At 45.6% G+C, this 17,781-nt stretch carries 15 protein-coding genes and 1 other RNA gene; 8 read left to right on the top strand and 8 right to left on the bottom strand.

Annotated features, from left to right (window positions below; genetic code table 11):
• Positions 1-472: 472 nt before the first annotated feature.
• From gcvP to gcvT, 3 genes are all read right to left on the bottom strand, one after another.
• The gene (gcvP, locus tag OPS28_RS07110; RefSeq protein WP_265608762.1) at positions 473-3,370 is read right to left on the bottom strand and encodes an aminomethyl-transferring glycine dehydrogenase; all 2,898 of its coding nucleotides are present in this window, start codon (positions 3,368-3,370) and stop codon (positions 473-475) included.
• Positions 3,371-3,463: 93 nt separating this feature from the next.
• Complete coding sequence (gcvH, locus tag OPS28_RS07115) at positions 3,464-3,853, bottom strand: glycine cleavage system protein GcvH (protein WP_265608763.1); 390 nt, start codon at positions 3,851-3,853, stop codon at positions 3,464-3,466.
• 26 nt (positions 3,854-3,879) lie between these two features.
• A complete protein-coding gene (gene gcvT, locus OPS28_RS07120; RefSeq protein WP_265608764.1) occupies positions 3,880-4,959 on the bottom strand; it encodes a glycine cleavage system aminomethyltransferase GcvT in 1,080 nt (359 codons plus the stop codon).
• A 141-nt stretch (positions 4,960-5,100) separates the two neighbouring features.
• Between gcvT and OPS28_RS07125 the strand changes: the two genes are divergently transcribed.
• The gene (locus OPS28_RS07125) at positions 5,101-5,955 is read left to right on the top strand and encodes a LysR family transcriptional regulator (RefSeq protein ID WP_265608765.1); all 855 of its coding nucleotides are present in this window, start codon (positions 5,101-5,103) and stop codon (positions 5,953-5,955) included.
• A gap of 320 nt (positions 5,956-6,275) precedes the next feature.
• Here OPS28_RS07125 and OPS28_RS07130 read toward each other — a convergent pair whose 3' ends face one another.
• The 5 genes from OPS28_RS07130 to OPS28_RS07150 form a co-directional block, all read right to left on the bottom strand.
• On the bottom strand, positions 6,276-7,562 hold the full coding sequence (locus OPS28_RS07130) for a M24 family metallopeptidase (protein ID WP_265608766.1): 1,287 nt from the start codon (positions 7,560-7,562) through the stop codon (positions 6,276-6,278).
• A gap of 72 nt (positions 7,563-7,634) precedes the next feature.
• Positions 7,635-8,807 (bottom strand): FAD-dependent monooxygenase, encoded by a 1,173-nt coding sequence (locus OPS28_RS07135; protein ID WP_265608767.1) that lies wholly within the window; start codon positions 8,805-8,807, stop codon positions 7,635-7,637.
• Positions 8,808-8,817: 10 nt separating this feature from the next.
• Complete coding sequence (gene ubiH / locus OPS28_RS07140; RefSeq protein WP_265608768.1) at positions 8,818-9,990, bottom strand: 2-octaprenyl-6-methoxyphenyl hydroxylase; 1,173 nt, start codon at positions 9,988-9,990, stop codon at positions 8,818-8,820.
• 3 nt (positions 9,991-9,993) lie between these two features.
• A complete protein-coding gene (gene pepP, locus OPS28_RS07145) occupies positions 9,994-11,304 on the bottom strand; it encodes a Xaa-Pro aminopeptidase (protein ID WP_265608769.1) in 1,311 nt (436 codons plus the stop codon).
• Positions 11,305-11,316: 12 nt separating this feature from the next.
• A complete protein-coding gene (locus tag OPS28_RS07150; protein WP_265608770.1) occupies positions 11,317-11,883 on the bottom strand; it encodes a UPF0149 family protein in 567 nt (188 codons plus the stop codon).
• Between the two features lie 219 nt (positions 11,884-12,102).
• Between OPS28_RS07150 and ssrS the strand changes: the two genes are divergently transcribed.
• The 7 genes from ssrS (at position 12,103) to OPS28_RS07185 (ending at position 17,775) form a co-directional block, all read left to right on the top strand.
• Positions 12,103-12,284: non-coding RNA, 6S RNA (gene ssrS, locus OPS28_RS07155), on the top strand.
• Positions 12,285-12,305: 21 nt separating this feature from the next.
• Complete coding sequence (locus OPS28_RS07160; RefSeq protein ID WP_265608771.1) at positions 12,306-13,202, top strand: ribokinase; 897 nt, start codon at positions 12,306-12,308, stop codon at positions 13,200-13,202.
• Positions 13,203-13,253: 51 nt separating this feature from the next.
• Positions 13,254-14,195, top strand: a complete 942-nt coding sequence (locus OPS28_RS07165; RefSeq protein ID WP_265608772.1) for a nucleoside hydrolase — start codon at positions 13,254-13,256, stop codon at positions 14,193-14,195.
• Positions 14,196-14,263: 68 nt separating this feature from the next.
• Positions 14,264-14,866, top strand: coding sequence for a 5-formyltetrahydrofolate cyclo-ligase (locus tag OPS28_RS07170; protein WP_265608773.1), 603 nt, complete (start codon positions 14,264-14,266; stop codon positions 14,864-14,866).
• A 2-nt stretch (positions 14,867-14,868) separates the two neighbouring features.
• Positions 14,869-15,525, top strand: coding sequence for a ribose-5-phosphate isomerase RpiA (gene rpiA, locus OPS28_RS07175; protein ID WP_265608774.1), 657 nt, complete (start codon positions 14,869-14,871; stop codon positions 15,523-15,525).
• 110 nt (positions 15,526-15,635) lie between these two features.
• The gene (gene serA / locus OPS28_RS07180; RefSeq protein WP_265608775.1) at positions 15,636-16,865 is read left to right on the top strand and encodes a phosphoglycerate dehydrogenase; all 1,230 of its coding nucleotides are present in this window, start codon (positions 15,636-15,638) and stop codon (positions 16,863-16,865) included.
• A 499-nt stretch (positions 16,866-17,364) separates the two neighbouring features.
• The gene (locus OPS28_RS07185) at positions 17,365-17,775 is read left to right on the top strand and encodes a hypothetical protein (RefSeq protein WP_265608776.1); all 411 of its coding nucleotides are present in this window, start codon (positions 17,365-17,367) and stop codon (positions 17,773-17,775) included.
• The last annotated feature ends 6 nt before the right edge of the window (positions 17,776-17,781 follow it).

Consider the following 17,781-nt stretch of genomic DNA (forward strand, 5'->3'; position numbering starts at 1 on the left):
ACCCCATCAATTCAAAGGCATGTGAGCAGTCAATGAACACAATAGTAAAAGACTGGTACATCGTTTCTATTTTTGACGATGAAGAACCGATTGGAAAAATTTTGTGGGGGATCTGTTGATGACATGACATACCGATTCGCGACTAACGATTACATTAGTACATCAAAAATAGTAGAAATCTCACCTAACAATCAATTAATCAAAACAGCGAGTGGCAGTAGCTAGCAAGTCATAGGTGTAGGCCAAAAGGCTAAAGTGCAAATGAAAGACTTCGAACTACTTCGCAACGGCTTCAGTCCAGAGCAGATTAACCACTTAAACACCGCTGTTTGTAATTAAGCCCCATTAGAACTTATCAATTTAGTTCGTAAAAGCATATCTGCGCTTTATTTAGGGCAAAAAAATAGACAAACCGAAGTTTGTCTATTTTTAAATACAAATGTCTATTTTTTAAATACTAGACTACATAAGCCTACTCCTCCAAATAACTCTCAATAGCAGGACATGAACACATAAGATTACGATCACCAAACACATCGTCAATCCTGTTCACACTGGGCCAGAACTTATTGCGGGCCACTTCGGGTACTGGGTACGCTGCAAGGGTGCGATCGTAACTGCGGTTCCAGTCGTTGTCGCAGATATCCGCTAAGGTGTGTGGTGCGTTGTGTAGTGGGTTGTCTGTGGCATCCCACTCGCCGCTTTCTACTTTAGCCACTTCTTTACGTATGCTGATCAACGCGTTGATGAATCGGTCCAGCTCGTATTTAGCTTCTGATTCGGTTGGCTCGATCATCAGTGTACCGGCTACCGGGAAGCTCATTGTCGGCGCGTGGAAGCCGTAGTCGTTTAGACGTTTGGCGATATCCACTTCTGATACACCTGAAGCTTCCTTTAATGGGCGCAGGTCTACTATACATTCGTGGGCTACGCGGCCATTACGGCCTTTGTATAGTATGTTGTAGTGTCCTTCTAATGACTTGGCTACGTAGTTGGCATTTAGAATGGCAACTTGTGTGGCTTTGCGTAAACCTGCTGCGCCCATCATTTTGATATACATATAACTGATGGGCAAAATTGACGCGCTGCCCCATGGTGCAGCTGAAACGGCACCACAGCCTTCGCCTGCGTTTTCGATATTCACTACTGTGTGGTTTGGTAGGAATGGGGCTAAGTGGGACTTCACACCTATTGGCCCCATACCCGGGCCGCCACCACCGTGGGGGATGCAGAAGGTTTTGTGCAAGTTAAGGTGCGATACGTCTGAGCCGATAAAGCCAGGCGCAGTGACGCCTACCTGTGCGTTCATGTTGGCACCGTCCATGTACACCTGACCGCCGTGGTCGTGGATAATGTCACAGATTTCACGGATGGTTTCTTCGTACACCCCGTGAGTAGACGGGTATGTGATCATGGCGCATGACAGGTTATCACCTACTTGTTCTGCTTTGGCGCGTAAGTCGTTTAAGTCAACATTACCGTTTTTATCACAGGCCACTACCACCACTTTCATGCTTACCATTTGTGCAGAAGCAGGGTTGGTACCGTGCGCTGAGCTGGGGATTAAACACACATTACGGTGACCCTCACCACGGCTCTCATGGTAATTCTGAATCGCCAATAACCCTGCGTATTCCCCCTGTGCACCAGAGTTCGGCTGCATTGAAAGCGCGTCGTAACCGGTGATATTAATTAACCACTCGCTCAGTTCGCTAATCATTTCCTGGTAGCCACCGGCTTGATCTAGTGGGGCAAAGGGGTGAAGCTGTCCGAATTCAGGCCAGGTGACCGGTATCATTTCCGCAGTAGCATTCAGTTTCATGGTACAAGAACCTAGTGAAATCATTGAATGGTTCAACGCCAGGTCTTTATCTTCAAGCGACTTGATATAGCGCAGCATCTCCGTTTCTGAGTGATACTGGTTAAATACTTCGTGGGTAAGGATGTCACTAGTGCGTACTAATTCTTGTGGAATAGACTTACTGCCCTGTGTAGTAACTTCCGCATCCAGCTGATCAACCGTAAAGCCGTGATCGTCACCTAAGAATACAGACAGTAAGGTTTCAATATCTTGTCGGGTCGAGGTTTCATCGAACGCTACACCCACCGCACCCTCTAAATCTGCCCGCAGGTTTACGCCTGCTTCATAGGCTTTTTTCAGTACCGCTTCTTTGTCTTTTACTTCTACGGTAAGGGTATCAAACCATGTGCTGTGACGCAGTGCCATACCTTTAGTAGTAAGTGCATTGGCAAGAATATCGGTCAGGCGGTGTATGCGTTGAGCGATGGTTTTTAAGCCATTCGGTCCGTGATACACGGCGTAGAAGGATGCCATGTTAGCGAGTAACACCTGAGCGGTACAGATATTCGAATTCGCTTTTTCACGCCGGATATGTTGTTCACGTGTTTGTAAGGCCATACGCAGAGCTGGACGACCTCGAGTGTCTTTACTGACCCCAATAATACGACCAGGTAGCGACCGTTTGTAATCGTCACGAGTAGCAAAAAAGGCTGCGTGTGGCCCCCCATAGCCCATGGGTACACCAAAACGTTGAGCACTACCAAGAGCAACATCAGCACCTAGCTCGCCGGGTGATTTAAGCATGACTAAGCTCATTAAATCAGCCGCCACTGCCACCACGCCCTTTTTCGCTTTTACTGCAGCGGTTACGTCGGTTAAATCTTTTACTTCACCTGTGGTTGAAGGGTATTGCAGCAACGCCCCGAACACATCATGTTCAGCAGCAGCTTCTGCTGGGCCCGAGACGACGTCGAATCCGAACATTTCGGCGCGTGTTTCTACTACGTCGATAGTTTGCGGGTGTACGTCTTCCGCGATGAAAAACAGGTTCGATTTTTTGTTTTTAGAAACACGTTTCGCTAAAGACATAGCTTCGGCTGCCGCGGTTCCTTCATCTAGCAATGATGCTGACGCTAGCTCTAATCCGGTTAAATCAATTGTGACTTGCTGGAAGTTCAGAATTGCCTGTAAACGACCTTGAGCAATCTCTGGCTGGTAAGGAGTATACGCCGTATACCAACCAGGATTTTCCAGCACGTTCCGTAAAATAACATTCGGCACATGCGTATCGTAGTATCCCATGCCGATAAAAGAACGATTGATTTTGTTTTTGCTGGCGACTTTCTTTAACGCAGCAAGTGCTTCCACTTCAGTGGCCCCTGCCCCCACCTCAATAGGTTTATCCAACTGAATACCGGATGGTACAGTTTGTTCCATCAAGTCATCCAGTGAGGAGGCTCCAATGGTCTCCAGCATGGCGTGAATTTCGTCTTCCCCTGGGCCGATATGACGACGAACAAAGGCATTTTTCTGCTCTAACTGAGCCAGCGTGATAGATGAATTCGACATAAATAGTTAAGCACTTGCGTTATGTTTAAAATACATGAAAGGGGCGTATTAACTGCCCCTTTCCAGTTGATTAATCGCAGCTAAAAAATGCGATTAGTCTTCGTCGATGCTGTTTTCGTATCCTTCGGCATCAAGCAGACCGTCAACTTCTGAAGGATCTTCGGCTTTGACTTTGAACAACCAGCCATCGCCGTAAGGGTCAGAGTTAACCTGTTCTGGAGAATCTTCCAGCGCTTCGTTAACTTCAACGATTTCACCGCTAATAGGTGCGTACACGTCTGAAGCGGCTTTTACTGATTCTGCAACTGCAACGTCTTCACCGGCACTGACGTGATCACCAACATCTGGCAATTCAACAAACACCATGTCACCAAGCAAATCTTGCGCATGCTCAGAAATACCAACAGTAAATACGCCATCGCCTTCAGGACGTACCCACTCGTGAGTTGATGCGTAACGTAATTCAGATGGGATATTGCTCATAATAATTCCTGGATGTTAATTGTTAATTATAAAACGCTCTTACCATTGCGAACGAAACTGGGCTTAACCACTTTTACTGTAACCCACTTTTTGCGCATTTCCACTTCTACTCTCTCACCCACGCCCGCTGGGACGCGTGCCATTGCAATTGCGTGACCTAAAGTTGGCGAGAAGGTACCTGATGTAATAACGCCTTCACCGTTTTCTGTACGTACTTTCTGACCTGCACGTAACACGCCTTTTTCTGTCATCACTAGCCCGATAAGCTTGTCGGTGCCCGCTTCACGCTGCTGCTCCAACGCTTTACGACCAACGAAGTCCCGATCTGCGGGTTCCCAGGTGATGGTCCACCCCATGTTGGCCGCTAATGGAGACACCGTTTCGTCCATATCTTGGCCGTATAGGTTCATACCAGCTTCTAAACGCAAGGTATCGCGTGCGCCTAGACCACAGGGTTTTACGCCAGCGTCTAGCAGCCCCTGCCAGAACTGGCCAGCGCGTTCTTTAGGCACCATAATTTCGTAGCCTGCCTCGCCGGTATAGCCGGTAGTCGCTATAAATAAATCTTCAGCCTGAACACCGAAGAACGGCTTCATTCCCGCCACTGCTTCTTTTTGGGCATCGCTAAACAAGCTGGCGGCTTTTTCTTTTGCGTTAGGGCCTTGTACCGCAATCATGGCAAATTCAGGGCGTTCAGTAATGGTAACGTCAAAGCCTTGCGCTTTCTCGCGTAACCAGCTCATGTCTTTTTCGCGGGTGGCTGAATTTACAACTAAGCGATAGTTGGTTTCATCAAAATGATAAACAATTAAATCATCTACCACCCCACCAGCTTCATTTAACATGCCGCTATACAGTGCTTTGCCTTTGTCTTGTAACTTGGCCACGTCATTAGCTAACAGAAAACGTAAATAGTCTTTTGCCTGACTGCCCGTGGCATCAACGATAGTCATATGTGAAACATCGAACATGCCTGCGTCTTGACGCACCGCATGATGCTCTTCAATTTGAGAGCCGTAGCTTATCGGCATATCCCAGCCGAAGAAATCGACCATTTTTGCGCCCGCTTCAATATGCTTGGCGTGCAGTGGAGTAGTACTAGACATTGGACTGTTATTCACTCTTTGCTGGATAAAAATATGGGCTGAGTATAGGAGTTGATCCGACAAGCAACAAATTGAAAATTCTTATCATTACATTTGAAAATGTAATATATTAAGCTGCATTCATCAGCAAAACTAATTACTATGAAACAACTTTCGTTAGATAATTTGCGCACTTTTGTTAGCGTTATTGAACAAGGGGGCTATGCCAAAGCGGGCGAATTCTTGGGTCGCTCACAACCTGCGGTTAGTCTGCAAATTAAAAAGCTGGAAGAACAGCTGGACCGCAAACTATTCACAAAAGTAGGTCAGCGTCATTTGCCTAGCGTAGATGGCAACTGGCTTTACCCTAAAGCCAAATCCATGCTGGAAATGAATGACAGTATCTTTCGCAGTCTCACCCCTGCCCCCCTAAGCGGTCGTTTGCGCCTGGGTATCCCCAATGAGTTTGCTTCAACCTTATTACCAGGCCTTATTGGCGAATTTTCTACCCGCTATCCGGATGTGGTATTGGAAGTGACTTCTGCTCTGAGTCGGGAGTTGTTGCACGAAGCAAAGCGCCATAGTTTTGATTTGATTCTGGCACTCGTTAATCCAGCGGAGCCTACGGAGGGTGAAGTAGTAATTGAGGACGATGTGGTGTGGGTGGGCGATGCCATTCGCCCTTTTGTAGAAAACCCCATCTCATTGGTATTAGCGCCAGACGGTTGCATGTACCGCAGTCGCGTAATTGATGCGTTAAAGCAACAAACCAAAGCGTGGAAAATCGCTTACACCAATGCAGATTTAACCGGATTGGCGGCAGCCATTAATCAGGGATTAGGCATTACCGCTCTAGCTCAATCGAGTATACCATCTACCCTTACTCCGTTGACCCACTCCTATCTACCCGTATTGGGAAAAGTAAACATTTGCTTGTTTAATCAAGACACTCAGCATCCGGTGGTAAGTAAAACGCTGGCCGAGTTTATTAAAACAAGATTACGCAAAGTGAATTAAAAAAGTATAGGCTGTCACGGATGATAGAAATCAAGGCCTCAATAATTGAAACCTTGATTAGGGAAAGGTTTACACCGTTTTTCTTCTCATAGTACACGCTGCCATTACAAGCAAGAACAACGAAGCAGACCAGTGTGAATACATCCCTACCTGCATACCAGCCAAAATCAGTTGTAAGATCAATAGCTTTAGGAAGATAGAAATCTAACCAATCTTACACATAATTCTAACTACTACGGTAAAAGTACTGAAACAATTTGGTCAAAACGTCATCAATAATATCAATTTAAACCTACAGCGACGATTGTTTTTAAAAGCGTTTATACAAGTGGAACCAGCTTGCCAATGGGTTTGTCTAGCGACTCAGGCGGCGACGTAAACCAATGGGCTTTTTCTTCTCCGATATAAAGGCAATCTTCCAAACGCACGCCAAATTCACCCGGTATATAAATGCCAGGTTCGTTAGACATACACATACCTTTCGTTAAAGGTGTGGTTTCGTTACGCACAAAGTTGATTTTTTCATGCCCTTCCATGCCAATACCGTGCCCTAGACGGTGGGATAGGCCGGGTAGTTTATAATCCGGGCCATAACCTTTTGATTCATACATACTCCGCACCGTATCGTCAATCTTACCAGCTGGCGTACCAACGGTAGCAGTTTCAAATGCGAGCATCTGGCCTTGGCGAACCAAATTCCACACTTGTTTTTGTTTTACGCTGGGCTCCCCATACACAAAAGTGCGGGAAATATCAGATTGATATCCGTGTACGTTACACCCGCAATCCATCAATACGATAGAGCCATCTTTGATTATCTGCGTTTGTCGCGTGCCATGAGGGTAAGCACTTGCTTCGTTAAACAGGGCCATGTTCCATACGCCCGCACCTCCCAACTGTTGTTGGGCTTCACTCATTAGCGACTTAACCTGCTGCTGATCCATCCCCTTTTCTAATTGTTGCCATACGTGCTCGTAAGCTTTGAGAGTAATTTCATTCGCTTTATGCATTAATTGTAATTCATGCGCACTTTTAATCAGGCGGCAGCCTAGCACGACAGGCTCTGCACTCGTATGGTGAAAGTTACCCAAAACTTTCATCACGCCTTTTAGCACGAAATACCGGACTGTACTTTCAAAGCCAATTTTACCCTGTTTGATTTTACGGTCGTCAAGGATCTGCTTTACCAGTGCAAAGGGGTTTTCGTGCTCCTGCCATACGCGCACGTCATCTCCCACTGCGAGGGTTTCTCTTACACTGGGTTCTTCAAAGAAAGGGGTTACAACAGCAATTTCGCCTTCACGAGGGATAATTAACGCGGTTAAACGTTCACTACGCCACCACTGTATTCCGGCGAAATAATCCATGCTAGCACCCGGCTCGATTACTATGGCGGCAATATTCTGCTTTTGCATAATCAACTGGGCTTTTGCAATGCGCTTGCGGCGTTCTTCGACAGTAATAGGTTTTATGTCGCCAACGATATTAGTTAACCCACTTTTTGCTGACGATTTATTGGTGTTTGCAGCGGCAAGATGACCAAATGACAAGGCACTAAGTGCCGTAACCCCAATACCTGACGCTTTTAAGAAAGTACGCTTATCCATGTGAACCACTTAGTTTACGTTATTGAATAAGCGCATAATGAAATGATAAATGCTATTTTGCAAATGATAGCGTTAAAAGCTTGATGCCTCAGCCATCCACTGTTGTTTGATGAACGAAAGTCTGTCCGTCATCACCAAGCCCGTGCCGCGAATGAATTTTTTAATAGGATCGTTTCCACTGAACAAAGATTGAAAACCACTCATTGCCGCAATCATTTTGGTTGCCTGTGTTTTTCGCTCGCGCTCAAACGGCCGTAAATAACGCAGTCTGGAATAGTCTTTACCTGTGCGCTGCAACGTTTCAATAGTCTTAGCCAATGAAAAAGCGTCTTCTATTCCCAAGTTTGCTCCCTGCCCTGCGAGCGGGTGAATAGTATGCGCCGCATCCCCTATAATTACGGCACCATCCCGCGCCCATGTTCTGGCGCACTGCATAATAAGGGGAAAGTGCGCAATATCACCTTCTACTTGCAGTAGACCGAGTGCTGAATCGCTCGCTGCGGTCAATTGATTAGAAAAATCCGCTTTATTTAGTTGTAAAAGTTGTTCTGCGTTTTCGGTATCCTGCGACCAGACTATGGAACATACATGCTCATCAAAGGTAGGCAGCAATGCCAGGGGGCCGGTGGGGGTAAAAACTTGTCGGGCGGTGAACCCATGGGATTGCTGGGTGCGTACGTTTGCGACCAGCGCCAGTTGTCCATAGTCGTGAAACGTCATGGGGAACTGACATTGTTTACGTACGAAAGAGTTGGCTCCGTCCGCTCCAACCAATAGCTTACAAGCGAAGTCTTCATCATTGTCCAGCATTAGCATGGTTTCTTGCTGGCCGGCCAAAACTTTGCTGATTTTCGCGTTGACGATATGCACTTGGGACTGAGTTTGTAAATACTCAGCCAAACCGTTAATGAATACCTGATTCTCAATAATACTGCCTAATGCCGGGCGATGTGTATCGTTGCAGTCAAAGCTGATCTCGCCAAAACTGTCTTTGTCCCATACATGCATACGCGTAAACTCGCAGCGCCTGTCAGCAGGTACATGCTGCCATACACCAACCGTGTTAAAAGCGTCGATATGCGATTGATTGATAGCACTTACCCTAAGCTCCATTTGCTCGGCTACAGTACGGGTGATATTACCGTCATTTATCACCGCAACTGACAACTCGGTTTGAGTGAGCGCACTAGCCAATGACAATCCGACTATTCCCCCGCCTACAATGGCGATATCGACCTTCTGCATAGTTAACCTTTTAATTGAACCCAGTAGTTTGTTTAACAAACTGTGACTGCACCGAATGACTTACATTCATGCCCAATAAACCTATGTTTCGAGCAATCCGCAAAGGCGCCAACGATGTAGAAAATAATGTCACCAGTGAATCTGTCAGGCCGATGGTATTTGAACGGTCAGCTTTACGAGTTTGTTGGTAGATATTGAGGGCGTCGAACGCGCCAGGATCTGCCACTGGCTTTAGCGCATCAACAAGAGAAACCGCGTCGCGTACGCCTAAGTTAAAACCTTGGCCTGCAATTGGATGAAGGGTTTGTGCTGCGTTACCCACCACCACACTTCGATGTTGAATGAGCCTATCAGCATGGCGTAGCGCCAGTGGGAAAGCATCTTTTTTACCCACTGTTAAAATTCGTCCTTTGCGATAACCAAATGCCTTTTGTAGCTGCTGAATAAAATGCCCATCAGATAAGTTTAGTAAACGATCTGCTTGATCCTTGGCAATCGTCCACACCACGGAATATTCGTTCTTTGTATTCTCCTGCGGGGACGATGTAAAAGGTAAAAAAGCGAGTGGTCCGTTTGCAGTAAACCGTTCAAATGCTTTGTTTTCATGCCTTTCAGACATTTTCACATTGCAAATGATGGCCGTTTGTTGGTATGCCGTTTGCTGATAGCTAAACCCTAAACTCTGGGAAACTGATGAACGTCCTCCATCGGCTATTATAACCAGCTTGCAATTTAGTGAGCTTTTATTCGCTAAATGCAATTGGTGGTTATTCTGACTTACTGAGATGTTTTCAACAGACGTTGTTATGCGTTTTAACCGGGAAGTTTGTAGCGACGAAAACAACGCTTCGCCCAAGCGTTGGAGTGCAACCACTTCGCCGAATTCGGTTAGTCCAAATTTGTCAGCACTTAATTCGCAAAGCCCGGCTGCCCCTTTATCACTTACTTCAATATGCTTGATTGCGACGGACTCAGGTAAAGTGACGCCCCAACGCCTAATCTCTTCAACTGAGCGTTTGGCTAAAGCAATCACGCGCGCATCAAAATCTACAGGCCGACGCATATTAGCCTCGAGCTTACTGTCAATTAACGTCACCGAGAAATCAGTTTGTTCAACAATCCCCTTAGCAACGGTAAGTCCTGCAATCCCACCGCCTATGATAACGATATCCGTATCTGTCATACGTTAGTTACTCATCAATGCTTCAATGTCAGCGATGGATTTGGGTACGCTAGCGGTAAGGATTTCTGTTCCTTGCGCGGTAATGACAATATTATCTTCAATCCGCACGCCAATGCCCCGGTAGTCTTCGGGCACCGTCTCGTGATTGGGTAAATAAAGTCCCGGTTCGATGGTTAATACCATCCCGGGTTTAAGGGGCCTATCTTCACCATCAATTTTGTACACACCCACATCATGAACATCCAACCCTAAGAAATGCCCTAGTCCATGCATATAAAAAGCGCGATAAGCCTGATTTTCCAGATTCTCTTCAACCGTACCGTTTAAAATACCCAGTTCAATTAGCCCGGCTATCAAAATTTTACTGCTTGCTTCGTTCGCCTGAGTAAGCGTTACGCCTGGCTTCAATAAATCTATTGCCGCCTCCTGCGCTTTAAGAACTATTTGGTAAACTTTGGCCTGAGCCTCCGTGAACTTACCGGAGACCGGAAAGGTTCGCGTAATATCAGCTGCGTAACCTTGATATTCGGCACCTGCGTCAATTAGCACCAAATTACCATCTTCGATCAGATCGGTATTCTCGGTGTAATGAAGAATGCAGGCGTTTTCACCACTTCCTACAATAGTGCCGTAGGCGGGATAATGGGCTCCGGCCATTGCAATATGATGGTGTATTTCAGCAGCCAACTGGTATTCGTAGCAACCGGGACGGGCAAATTGCATCGCACGGCAATGGGCTTCACTGGTCATCTTGGCAGCGGCCTTCATCGTGGCAATTTCAGCGGCCGATTTGAACACCCGCATTTCATCTAACAATGGACGTGGATCACTTAAATGCTGAGGTACTAAAAACTTACGTGGGTTGTTTCGCAAACGTTGGAATGATTCCATCACCTGCTTCTCTGCCCATGCCTCTTCGCCCAATGGGAAGAATACATGTGAGTGTCCGTCTAACCACTCATCTAAAATGGTATCGAGTTGGTCATTTTCATATGCTTCATCTAAATCAAATTGACCTAGCGCTTGCTGAGCTCCTAGTCGCCTTCCATGCCACACTTCAGCATGTTCATCTTTAGCTTGACAAACCATTGCCCGGTACGCTGAAGGATGACGGGAATGATTAGATAGCAATAACACGCTGTCAGGTTCGGCAAAACCGGTCAGATACCAAAAGTAACTGTTTTGGCGAAACTTATATTCTGTATCGCGGCTGCGCGTAACCAGTGTGGAAGATGGGATCACACACACACTATCTGGAGGACATTGGGCAAGTAGCCTGTCCTGACGGGAAGTAAATTCTTGCTGCGTTATCACAATGTTGCCTGTTTAATGCAATGAAGGTTTTTCTGGATGATCGTCTAATAACGTTTTGCCCAGTTCGCTATAACATAATAGTGCAGAAATTTTGACATATTCTATCACTTCGTACAGCGCCTTTTCAGACTCATCATCTTCGGACATAGGTTCTTCCATTTGCGCAATGTTGGCAAAATCTTCCAAAGCTTCACGCACTTCGTCTGAACACGGAACCAGATCCTGCTGAAACAGGCCAAATCCTAGCATAAACCCTTGGACCCAATTAATAATTGCCATACCACGATCGTTTATGGGGGACTGATCATCAGGCAGTAAAAGTTGCAGTGCATATTCTGATTCCAGCAGTTGTTCACAAGCCTGATTAAATAAATCGTTCAGGCATTGCTGCGTTTCCCGATTGAAGTCTTCTCCCTGATTGATGGTATCGCTCAGCACATTCATCCATTTACGATCCGTTAAGGACATACCACCACACAACATTCCACATAGAATACCGTGTACTTCTGCTCCATCGACTATCACTCCGTGTTGAGATAACAAGTTTGTTACCCCATCGTAATTGAGCTGATTATTCACACATTTAGTCCCAAAATTTTTCCACCATGCTAACAAAACATGGGTGCAAAACCCAGTTTTAGCAAGCATCGAAACAATGATAAACTTTCTCGATACATTATTCGCTTGAAAAAACGTCAACCGGTGTAGTGAAAGTTTAATTTAGTACATATTAACGGTAGATCTACTTCAACTCTGCCAACGTTTGTTATACTCTGTACTGCTTTTTTATAATAACAATGCCTCCTGGGATGTTTGCCAGTTCATTCATGTCCCTGGCCGATGCTTTTATATAAGGAAGTTGACCTCGTTACTATTGTGCAAGCTCGACTCGTATCGAGAAGCCTGCGGTAACGAATAAACTTCCGCCGTGATCCTTTCGGTTCACGGGCGAAAATGGACAGCGGCATTCTGGGAGGCGCCCTCTTTCGATGGATACAGAAATGGCAATAATAAATTTCGGGTCGATCAATATCGATCACGTTTATCAGGTTGATCACTTTGTTAACCCGGGTGAAACCCTAGCCTCGAATCACTATCAAACCTTGCTGGGCGGTAAAGGGGCAAATCAATCCATCGCCCTGGCAATGGCTGGCGCAAATGTCAAACACGTGGGTTGCATTCACGAAAATGACGCCTCCTTTAAGCAAACACTCATCCGTAAAGGTGTAGATTGTCGGTATGTAAAATGCACTGATACGCCTTCTGGCCATGCCATTATTCAAGTTACCCCTAGTGGCGAAAATGCAATTGTATTGTTTGGGGGGGCCAATCAAACCATCACTGAAAACATGGTTAATCACGCATTGGACGATGCCAAATCAACCGACTGGGTGATAATGCAGAACGAAACCAGTTGTATTGAAGAAGCAATGCGACAGGCGAAGAAGCAAGGTTTAAAAGTGGCCTTTAACCCTGCCCCCATGAGCGAATCGGTAAAGGCATTACCCTACAACTGTATTGACCTATTAATTGTGAATGAAACGGAAGCTGCGGCCATTACCGGTGAAGATGAGATTGATGCCATTCTCACGCACTTCACCGAAAACTGGTCCCACGCCAAAGTCATAGTGACACTTGGCAAAGTCGGCGTTGTAATGCTGCAAAACGGTGAGCGTATTGATGTTAGAGCATTTTCAGTAGATGCAATTGATACCACAGCAGCGGGAGATTGCTTTATCGGTTATTTCTTGTCAGCTTATGCTGATCATGCTGACGCTAAAAAAGCCCTTATTCGGGGTTGTGCCGCTTCTGCTATTGCTGTAACCCGCGAAGGTGCAGCCCAGTCGATTCCAGAAGAAAAAGAAGTCGACCGTTTTCTTGCTAAACACAGCCGATAAGCTAAAGCTTAGACAACTCCCAAACTTGATAAAAGAGCGAAAATTGGATTTATGAGTCATAAAATTATTTTGGATACCGATCCGGGCATTGATGATGCAATGGCAATCTTTTTTGCCTTTCAGGCTCCAGATATCGAAGTGCTTGGCCTGACTACCGTGTTCGGCAATGTTCCTGTTGAAATGGCAGCACGTAACGCACTTACTCTTTGTGAACTGGCCGAGCAGGATATTCCTGTTACTAAAGGTGTAGGCATGCCGTGGGTTGGCCCGGAGTCGACCTACGCGCATTTTGTCCATGGCGACGATGGATTTGGTAACATCGATTTTCCCGCATCAAAGCGCGAATTAGATCCCAGAAGTTCAGCTCAGTTCATCGTTGACATGGCTCGTCAGTACCCCGGTGAAATTACGCTCGTCGCTATAGGCCCCCTGGGCAATCTAGCGCTGGCTTTACGTTTGGAACCAGAGCTACCAAAATTAGTAAAAGGTGTCAGCATTATGGGTGGCGCCGCTTTTGTCCGGGGTAATGTCACTCCTGTTGCCGAAGCGAATATCTGGAACGACCCTCACGCCGCAGAAATCGTATTGGCAGCTGAATGGAATTTAACCATGTTTGGGCTGGACGTGACTAACGCTGTTCCATTCAAACCGTCTTTTATGGAAACATTAAAAGCAAAGAATGAGAAACTTGGTGGCTTTGTGTTTGATTCGTCAAAGTTTTACGCCGATTTCTATTCCGCTAATCGAGATGATCGCGTTTGCTTCTTTCATGATGCCTTTCCATTAGCTCACCTTATTCAACCTGAGTTGTTTGAGTTAACCGAGGGCAATGTGCGCGTTTCAACCGATGCTCTTAATCGCGGCCAAACTATTGTTGCCCCTGAAGGCACGACCGCCAGCCCGCTGTGGACAGAGGCGAACAAAATAAAAGTTGCCACCGATGTTGATCATGCCAAACTGGAACAGTTGTTTATCGACACTTACGCAAGATAAACACTTGCTTTCCCTTGCCACTCGCTAACATGGCGAGTGGTACATGCAGATAGGGACGTATCATAGCAATGAGTACAATGGAAAGCCGCAATACACTCAGACGTTACTTTCGTAATGCCAGAAATGCGCTGAGTGCGCAACAGCAAAAAAACGCCGCCGCGGCTATTCTCGACCAAATTAAACTTTTTATTCCCGCGTCGATAAAACGCGCCGCGCTATATCTGGCCAACGATGGCGAACCCGATTTAACACCGCTTATCATGTATTGTTGGCAATACAATATTGCGACGTCACTCCCCGTTCTTCATCCTTTTACCAAAAAGCATTTGTTAATGCTGAACTACACTGACCAAACCGTCATGCGGAAAAATCGCTTTGGTATTGCAGAACCGGCGCTTGAATGTCAGGCAATTCGGTTGACTGTCCACCATGATGTAATTTTTATGCCCCTGGTTGGGTTTGATAAAGAGGCCAATAGATTAGGTATGGGAGGGGGATTTTATGACCGCACGTTGGCGAATGTTTGTCACTCCCCCCTACGTCCTAAATTAATAGGTATTGCTCATGATTGCCAGCAGACCGATTCTTTGCCAATCCAGCCATGGGATGTCCCGTTGGATGCTATTATTACTCCCACACAAATTATTCAACCTAATAATTCACTGGAATAAATATGGAACAAAACGACAAGAAAAAAGCCGTCGCCGAAGCTGCAATTAAATATGTAGAGCAAGATGCTATTGTTGGAGTGGGAACTGGCTCCACCGTAAACTATTTCATTGATGCTCTCGCCAAAATAAAACATAACATTGAAGGCGCGGTTTCCAGTTCTACAGCCTCCACTGAGCGTATGAAAAAATTGGGAATTGACGTATTCGACCTTAATTCGGTGGATCAGTTATCAGTGTATATCGATGGCGCTGATGAAGTAACTGAGCATAAACATATGATTAAAGGTGGGGGCGCTGCGTTAACACAGGAAAAAATTGTCGCCGCCGTGGCCAAGAAATTTGTGTGTATCGTCGATGATTCCAAGCGAGTAGGTGTATTAGGCAAATTTCCCCTGCCTGTCGAGGTTATCCCAATGGCACGTTCATATGTGGCCCGTGAACTTGTTAAGCTGGGCGGTGACCCCGTCTATCGCGAAGGTGTGGTTACCGATAATGGCAATGTCATTCTTGATGTGCACAATCTGGAAATTTTAAATCCAAGGGAACTAGAAGCCCAAATCAATAACATTGCTGGGGTAGTCACAAACGGCATATTTGCATTGCGCGGGGCTGACATAGTCCTATGTGCGGCTGATTCAGGTGTAAAAACCCTCGATTAACACAATTTTGGGGGCAGCGTGCAATTTCGCTTTCACTCTGCCCCCGATTTTGCTAAGTTTGCCTTCCCAGACGTCCAGATGTCTTTTTAACTTCAGTTTGAGAAGCGACCATGAGTAAAGTTTCGTTACCTAAAGATAAAATCAAGATATTGCTGTTGGAAGGTGTCCATCCCAGTGCTGTAGAAACCTTTCAAAGCAATGGCTACAGTAACATTGAATATTTAAAAACGTCGCTACCGGAAGCTGAACTGATAGATAAAGTGAAAGATGTCCACTTTATTGGTTTGCGCTCACGAACACAGATTACAGAAGCTGTTGTCGATGCAGCCAATAAACTCGTAGCGATAGGCTGCTTTTGTATAGGTACCAATCAAGTAGACTTGGTTGCCACGCAAGCTAAAGGCATACCAGTATTTAATGCCCCTTTTTCCAATACCCGATCAGTAGCGGAATTGGTGCTGGGCCAAATTATTTTACTACTTAGAAAAATTCCGCAAAAAAATGCCAAAGCCCATCGGGGCGAGTGGGACAAAACGGCTGACGGCGCGTTTGAGGCGCGAGGTAAAACATTGGGTATTATCGGCTACGGCCATATCGGTACTCAATTAAGTGTTCTGGCAGAACACTTAGGCATGCGTGTACAGTTTTTTGATATCGAAGACAAATTGGTATTAGGTAATTCAACGCAAGTTAAATCACTTGATAAGTTGCTGGAAACTTCAGATGTGGTAACCCTGCATGTGCCTGAAACCCTGCAAACGAAAAACATGATTGGCGAAACCCAACTACGCAAAATGCGCAAAAACAGTATTTTAATTAATGCGTCGCGGGGAACGGTCATTGATATTAACGCATTAGTGGCGGCCTTGAAAAATGGACATATCAGTGGTGCGGCCTTGGATGTGTTTCCCGTCGAACCAAAATCAAATACTGAAGAGTTTGAATCGCCCTTACGTGAATTTGACAATGTAATCCTTACGCCTCATGTGGGCGGAAGTACACAGGAAGCTCAGCAAAATATTGGCATCGAAGTAGCAGGTAAACTCGCTAAATACAGCGATAATGGCTCAACCCTTTCTGCAGTTAACTTCCCCCAGGTTGCCTTACCTGATCATCCTGGCAGTTGCCGTATTCTGCACATTCACGCGAATCGTCCAGGGGTGTTAACGCAAATCAACCAGATTTTTGCCCAAAAAGGAATCAATATTGAAGCTCAGTACCTGCAAACCAGTGCTGAAATTGGTTATGTAGTAGTGGATGTAGAAGCCGATAAAGGTTATGACGCATTTAACGAGTTACAACAAATCGATGGTACGATCAAAACGCGGATCTTACATTAATCGTCGACCTCTCGTGGGGCGTAGGCTGCACGAGATTTCATTCCATTTATTGGTATTTTGCTCAGCCCACGTATTCGATTTTCAATGCTTTTGCAGTTTTGGGGTAATTAAAAAAAGCGTCAAAGAGCTTAGTATTAAATTTTCTTAAATTCTTCCGTCATAAGCGCTTCACAGTGGTCGTAAAGACGGATTTCTCCATATTTACTATTAATTCCCAATTGTGAGTGCTCCCCTAGCGAAGATTTTTCAATATTTGAAGAGACTTTTGGGGAGGGGGTAATGGGCTGAATCAGACGAAATTTGCGCAGGTCAAACAGTTAACACAGCCACGTCCTAAGGATAATAACTGGATTGCAGCTACTCTGCGCTATCGTGTTTTAAAGGACGAATGCTTTCCTTCATCAATACATAGTGAGCAGATTCATTCTTCTTTCGCCGTATTAATCACAATTAATTGCGAATTGGTAACACACTGTTCGACCAATTTTGGAGGTACCGCATGTTTTGGGCCCATGGTAACTATGAACTAAAAAAAGACAGTAACATCTTATACGTTACTGCCAGTGGACCATTCAACAGAGAAACGATTATTGCACTCAAGCGCGACCTGCCCAAAGTCATAAATGAGCTGAGCGGCTCACCGTGGGGAGAAATTGCAGTACTAAAGAATGAATGTGCTTATACGCCTGAGGCTTTGGAAGAGCTATTAAAATCGTTTCAAGATAGGACGCGTAAAAACCTCGTTGCCATTGCAATTGTGTTCCAAGAAGCTGAGTGTCGTGCACTTGCACGCTATCAGTTAGAATCGATTTTTAAGCTTTGCACGTACCTGAAGTGGAAGTTTTGCGAAGATATTCAAAGCGCGAGATCCTGGTGTGACGCTATACTTTCGGGAAGTGCAGTGCATTAAAAAGGC

The sequence above is a fragment of the Alteromonas sp. ASW11-130 genome, assembly GCF_026183735.1.
In the GTDB taxonomy this organism is placed as follows: domain Bacteria; phylum Pseudomonadota; class Gammaproteobacteria; order Enterobacterales; family Alteromonadaceae; genus Alteromonas.

Coding starts and splice junctions, on each gene's coding strand:
- gcvP (WP_265608762.1), bottom strand. CDS start 3,370: ATGTCGAATTCATCTATCACGCTGGCTCAGTTAGAGCAGAAAAATGCC.
- gcvH (WP_265608763.1), bottom strand. CDS start 3,853: ATGAGCAATATCCCATCTGAATTACGTTACGCATCAACTCACGAGTGG.
- gcvT (WP_265608764.1), bottom strand. CDS start 4,959: ATGTCTAGTACTACTCCACTGCACGCCAAGCATATTGAAGCGGGCGCA.
- OPS28_RS07125 (WP_265608765.1), top strand. CDS start 5,101: ATGAAACAACTTTCGTTAGATAATTTGCGCACTTTTGTTAGCGTTATT.
- OPS28_RS07130 (WP_265608766.1), bottom strand. CDS start 7,562: ATGGATAAGCGTACTTTCTTAAAAGCGTCAGGTATTGGGGTTACGGCA.
- OPS28_RS07135 (WP_265608767.1), bottom strand. CDS start 8,807: ATGCAGAAGGTCGATATCGCCATTGTAGGCGGGGGAATAGTCGGATTG.
- ubiH (WP_265608768.1), bottom strand. CDS start 9,990: ATGACAGATACGGATATCGTTATCATAGGCGGTGGGATTGCAGGACTT.
- OPS28_RS07160 (WP_265608771.1), top strand. CDS start 12,306: ATGGCAATAATAAATTTCGGGTCGATCAATATCGATCACGTTTATCAG.
- OPS28_RS07165 (WP_265608772.1), top strand. CDS start 13,254: ATGAGTCATAAAATTATTTTGGATACCGATCCGGGCATTGATGATGCA.
- OPS28_RS07170 (WP_265608773.1), top strand. CDS start 14,264: ATGAGTACAATGGAAAGCCGCAATACACTCAGACGTTACTTTCGTAAT.
- rpiA (WP_265608774.1), top strand. CDS start 14,869: ATGGAACAAAACGACAAGAAAAAAGCCGTCGCCGAAGCTGCAATTAAA.
- serA (WP_265608775.1), top strand. CDS start 15,636: ATGAGTAAAGTTTCGTTACCTAAAGATAAAATCAAGATATTGCTGTTG.
- OPS28_RS07185 (WP_265608776.1), top strand. CDS start 17,365: ATGTTTTGGGCCCATGGTAACTATGAACTAAAAAAAGACAGTAACATC.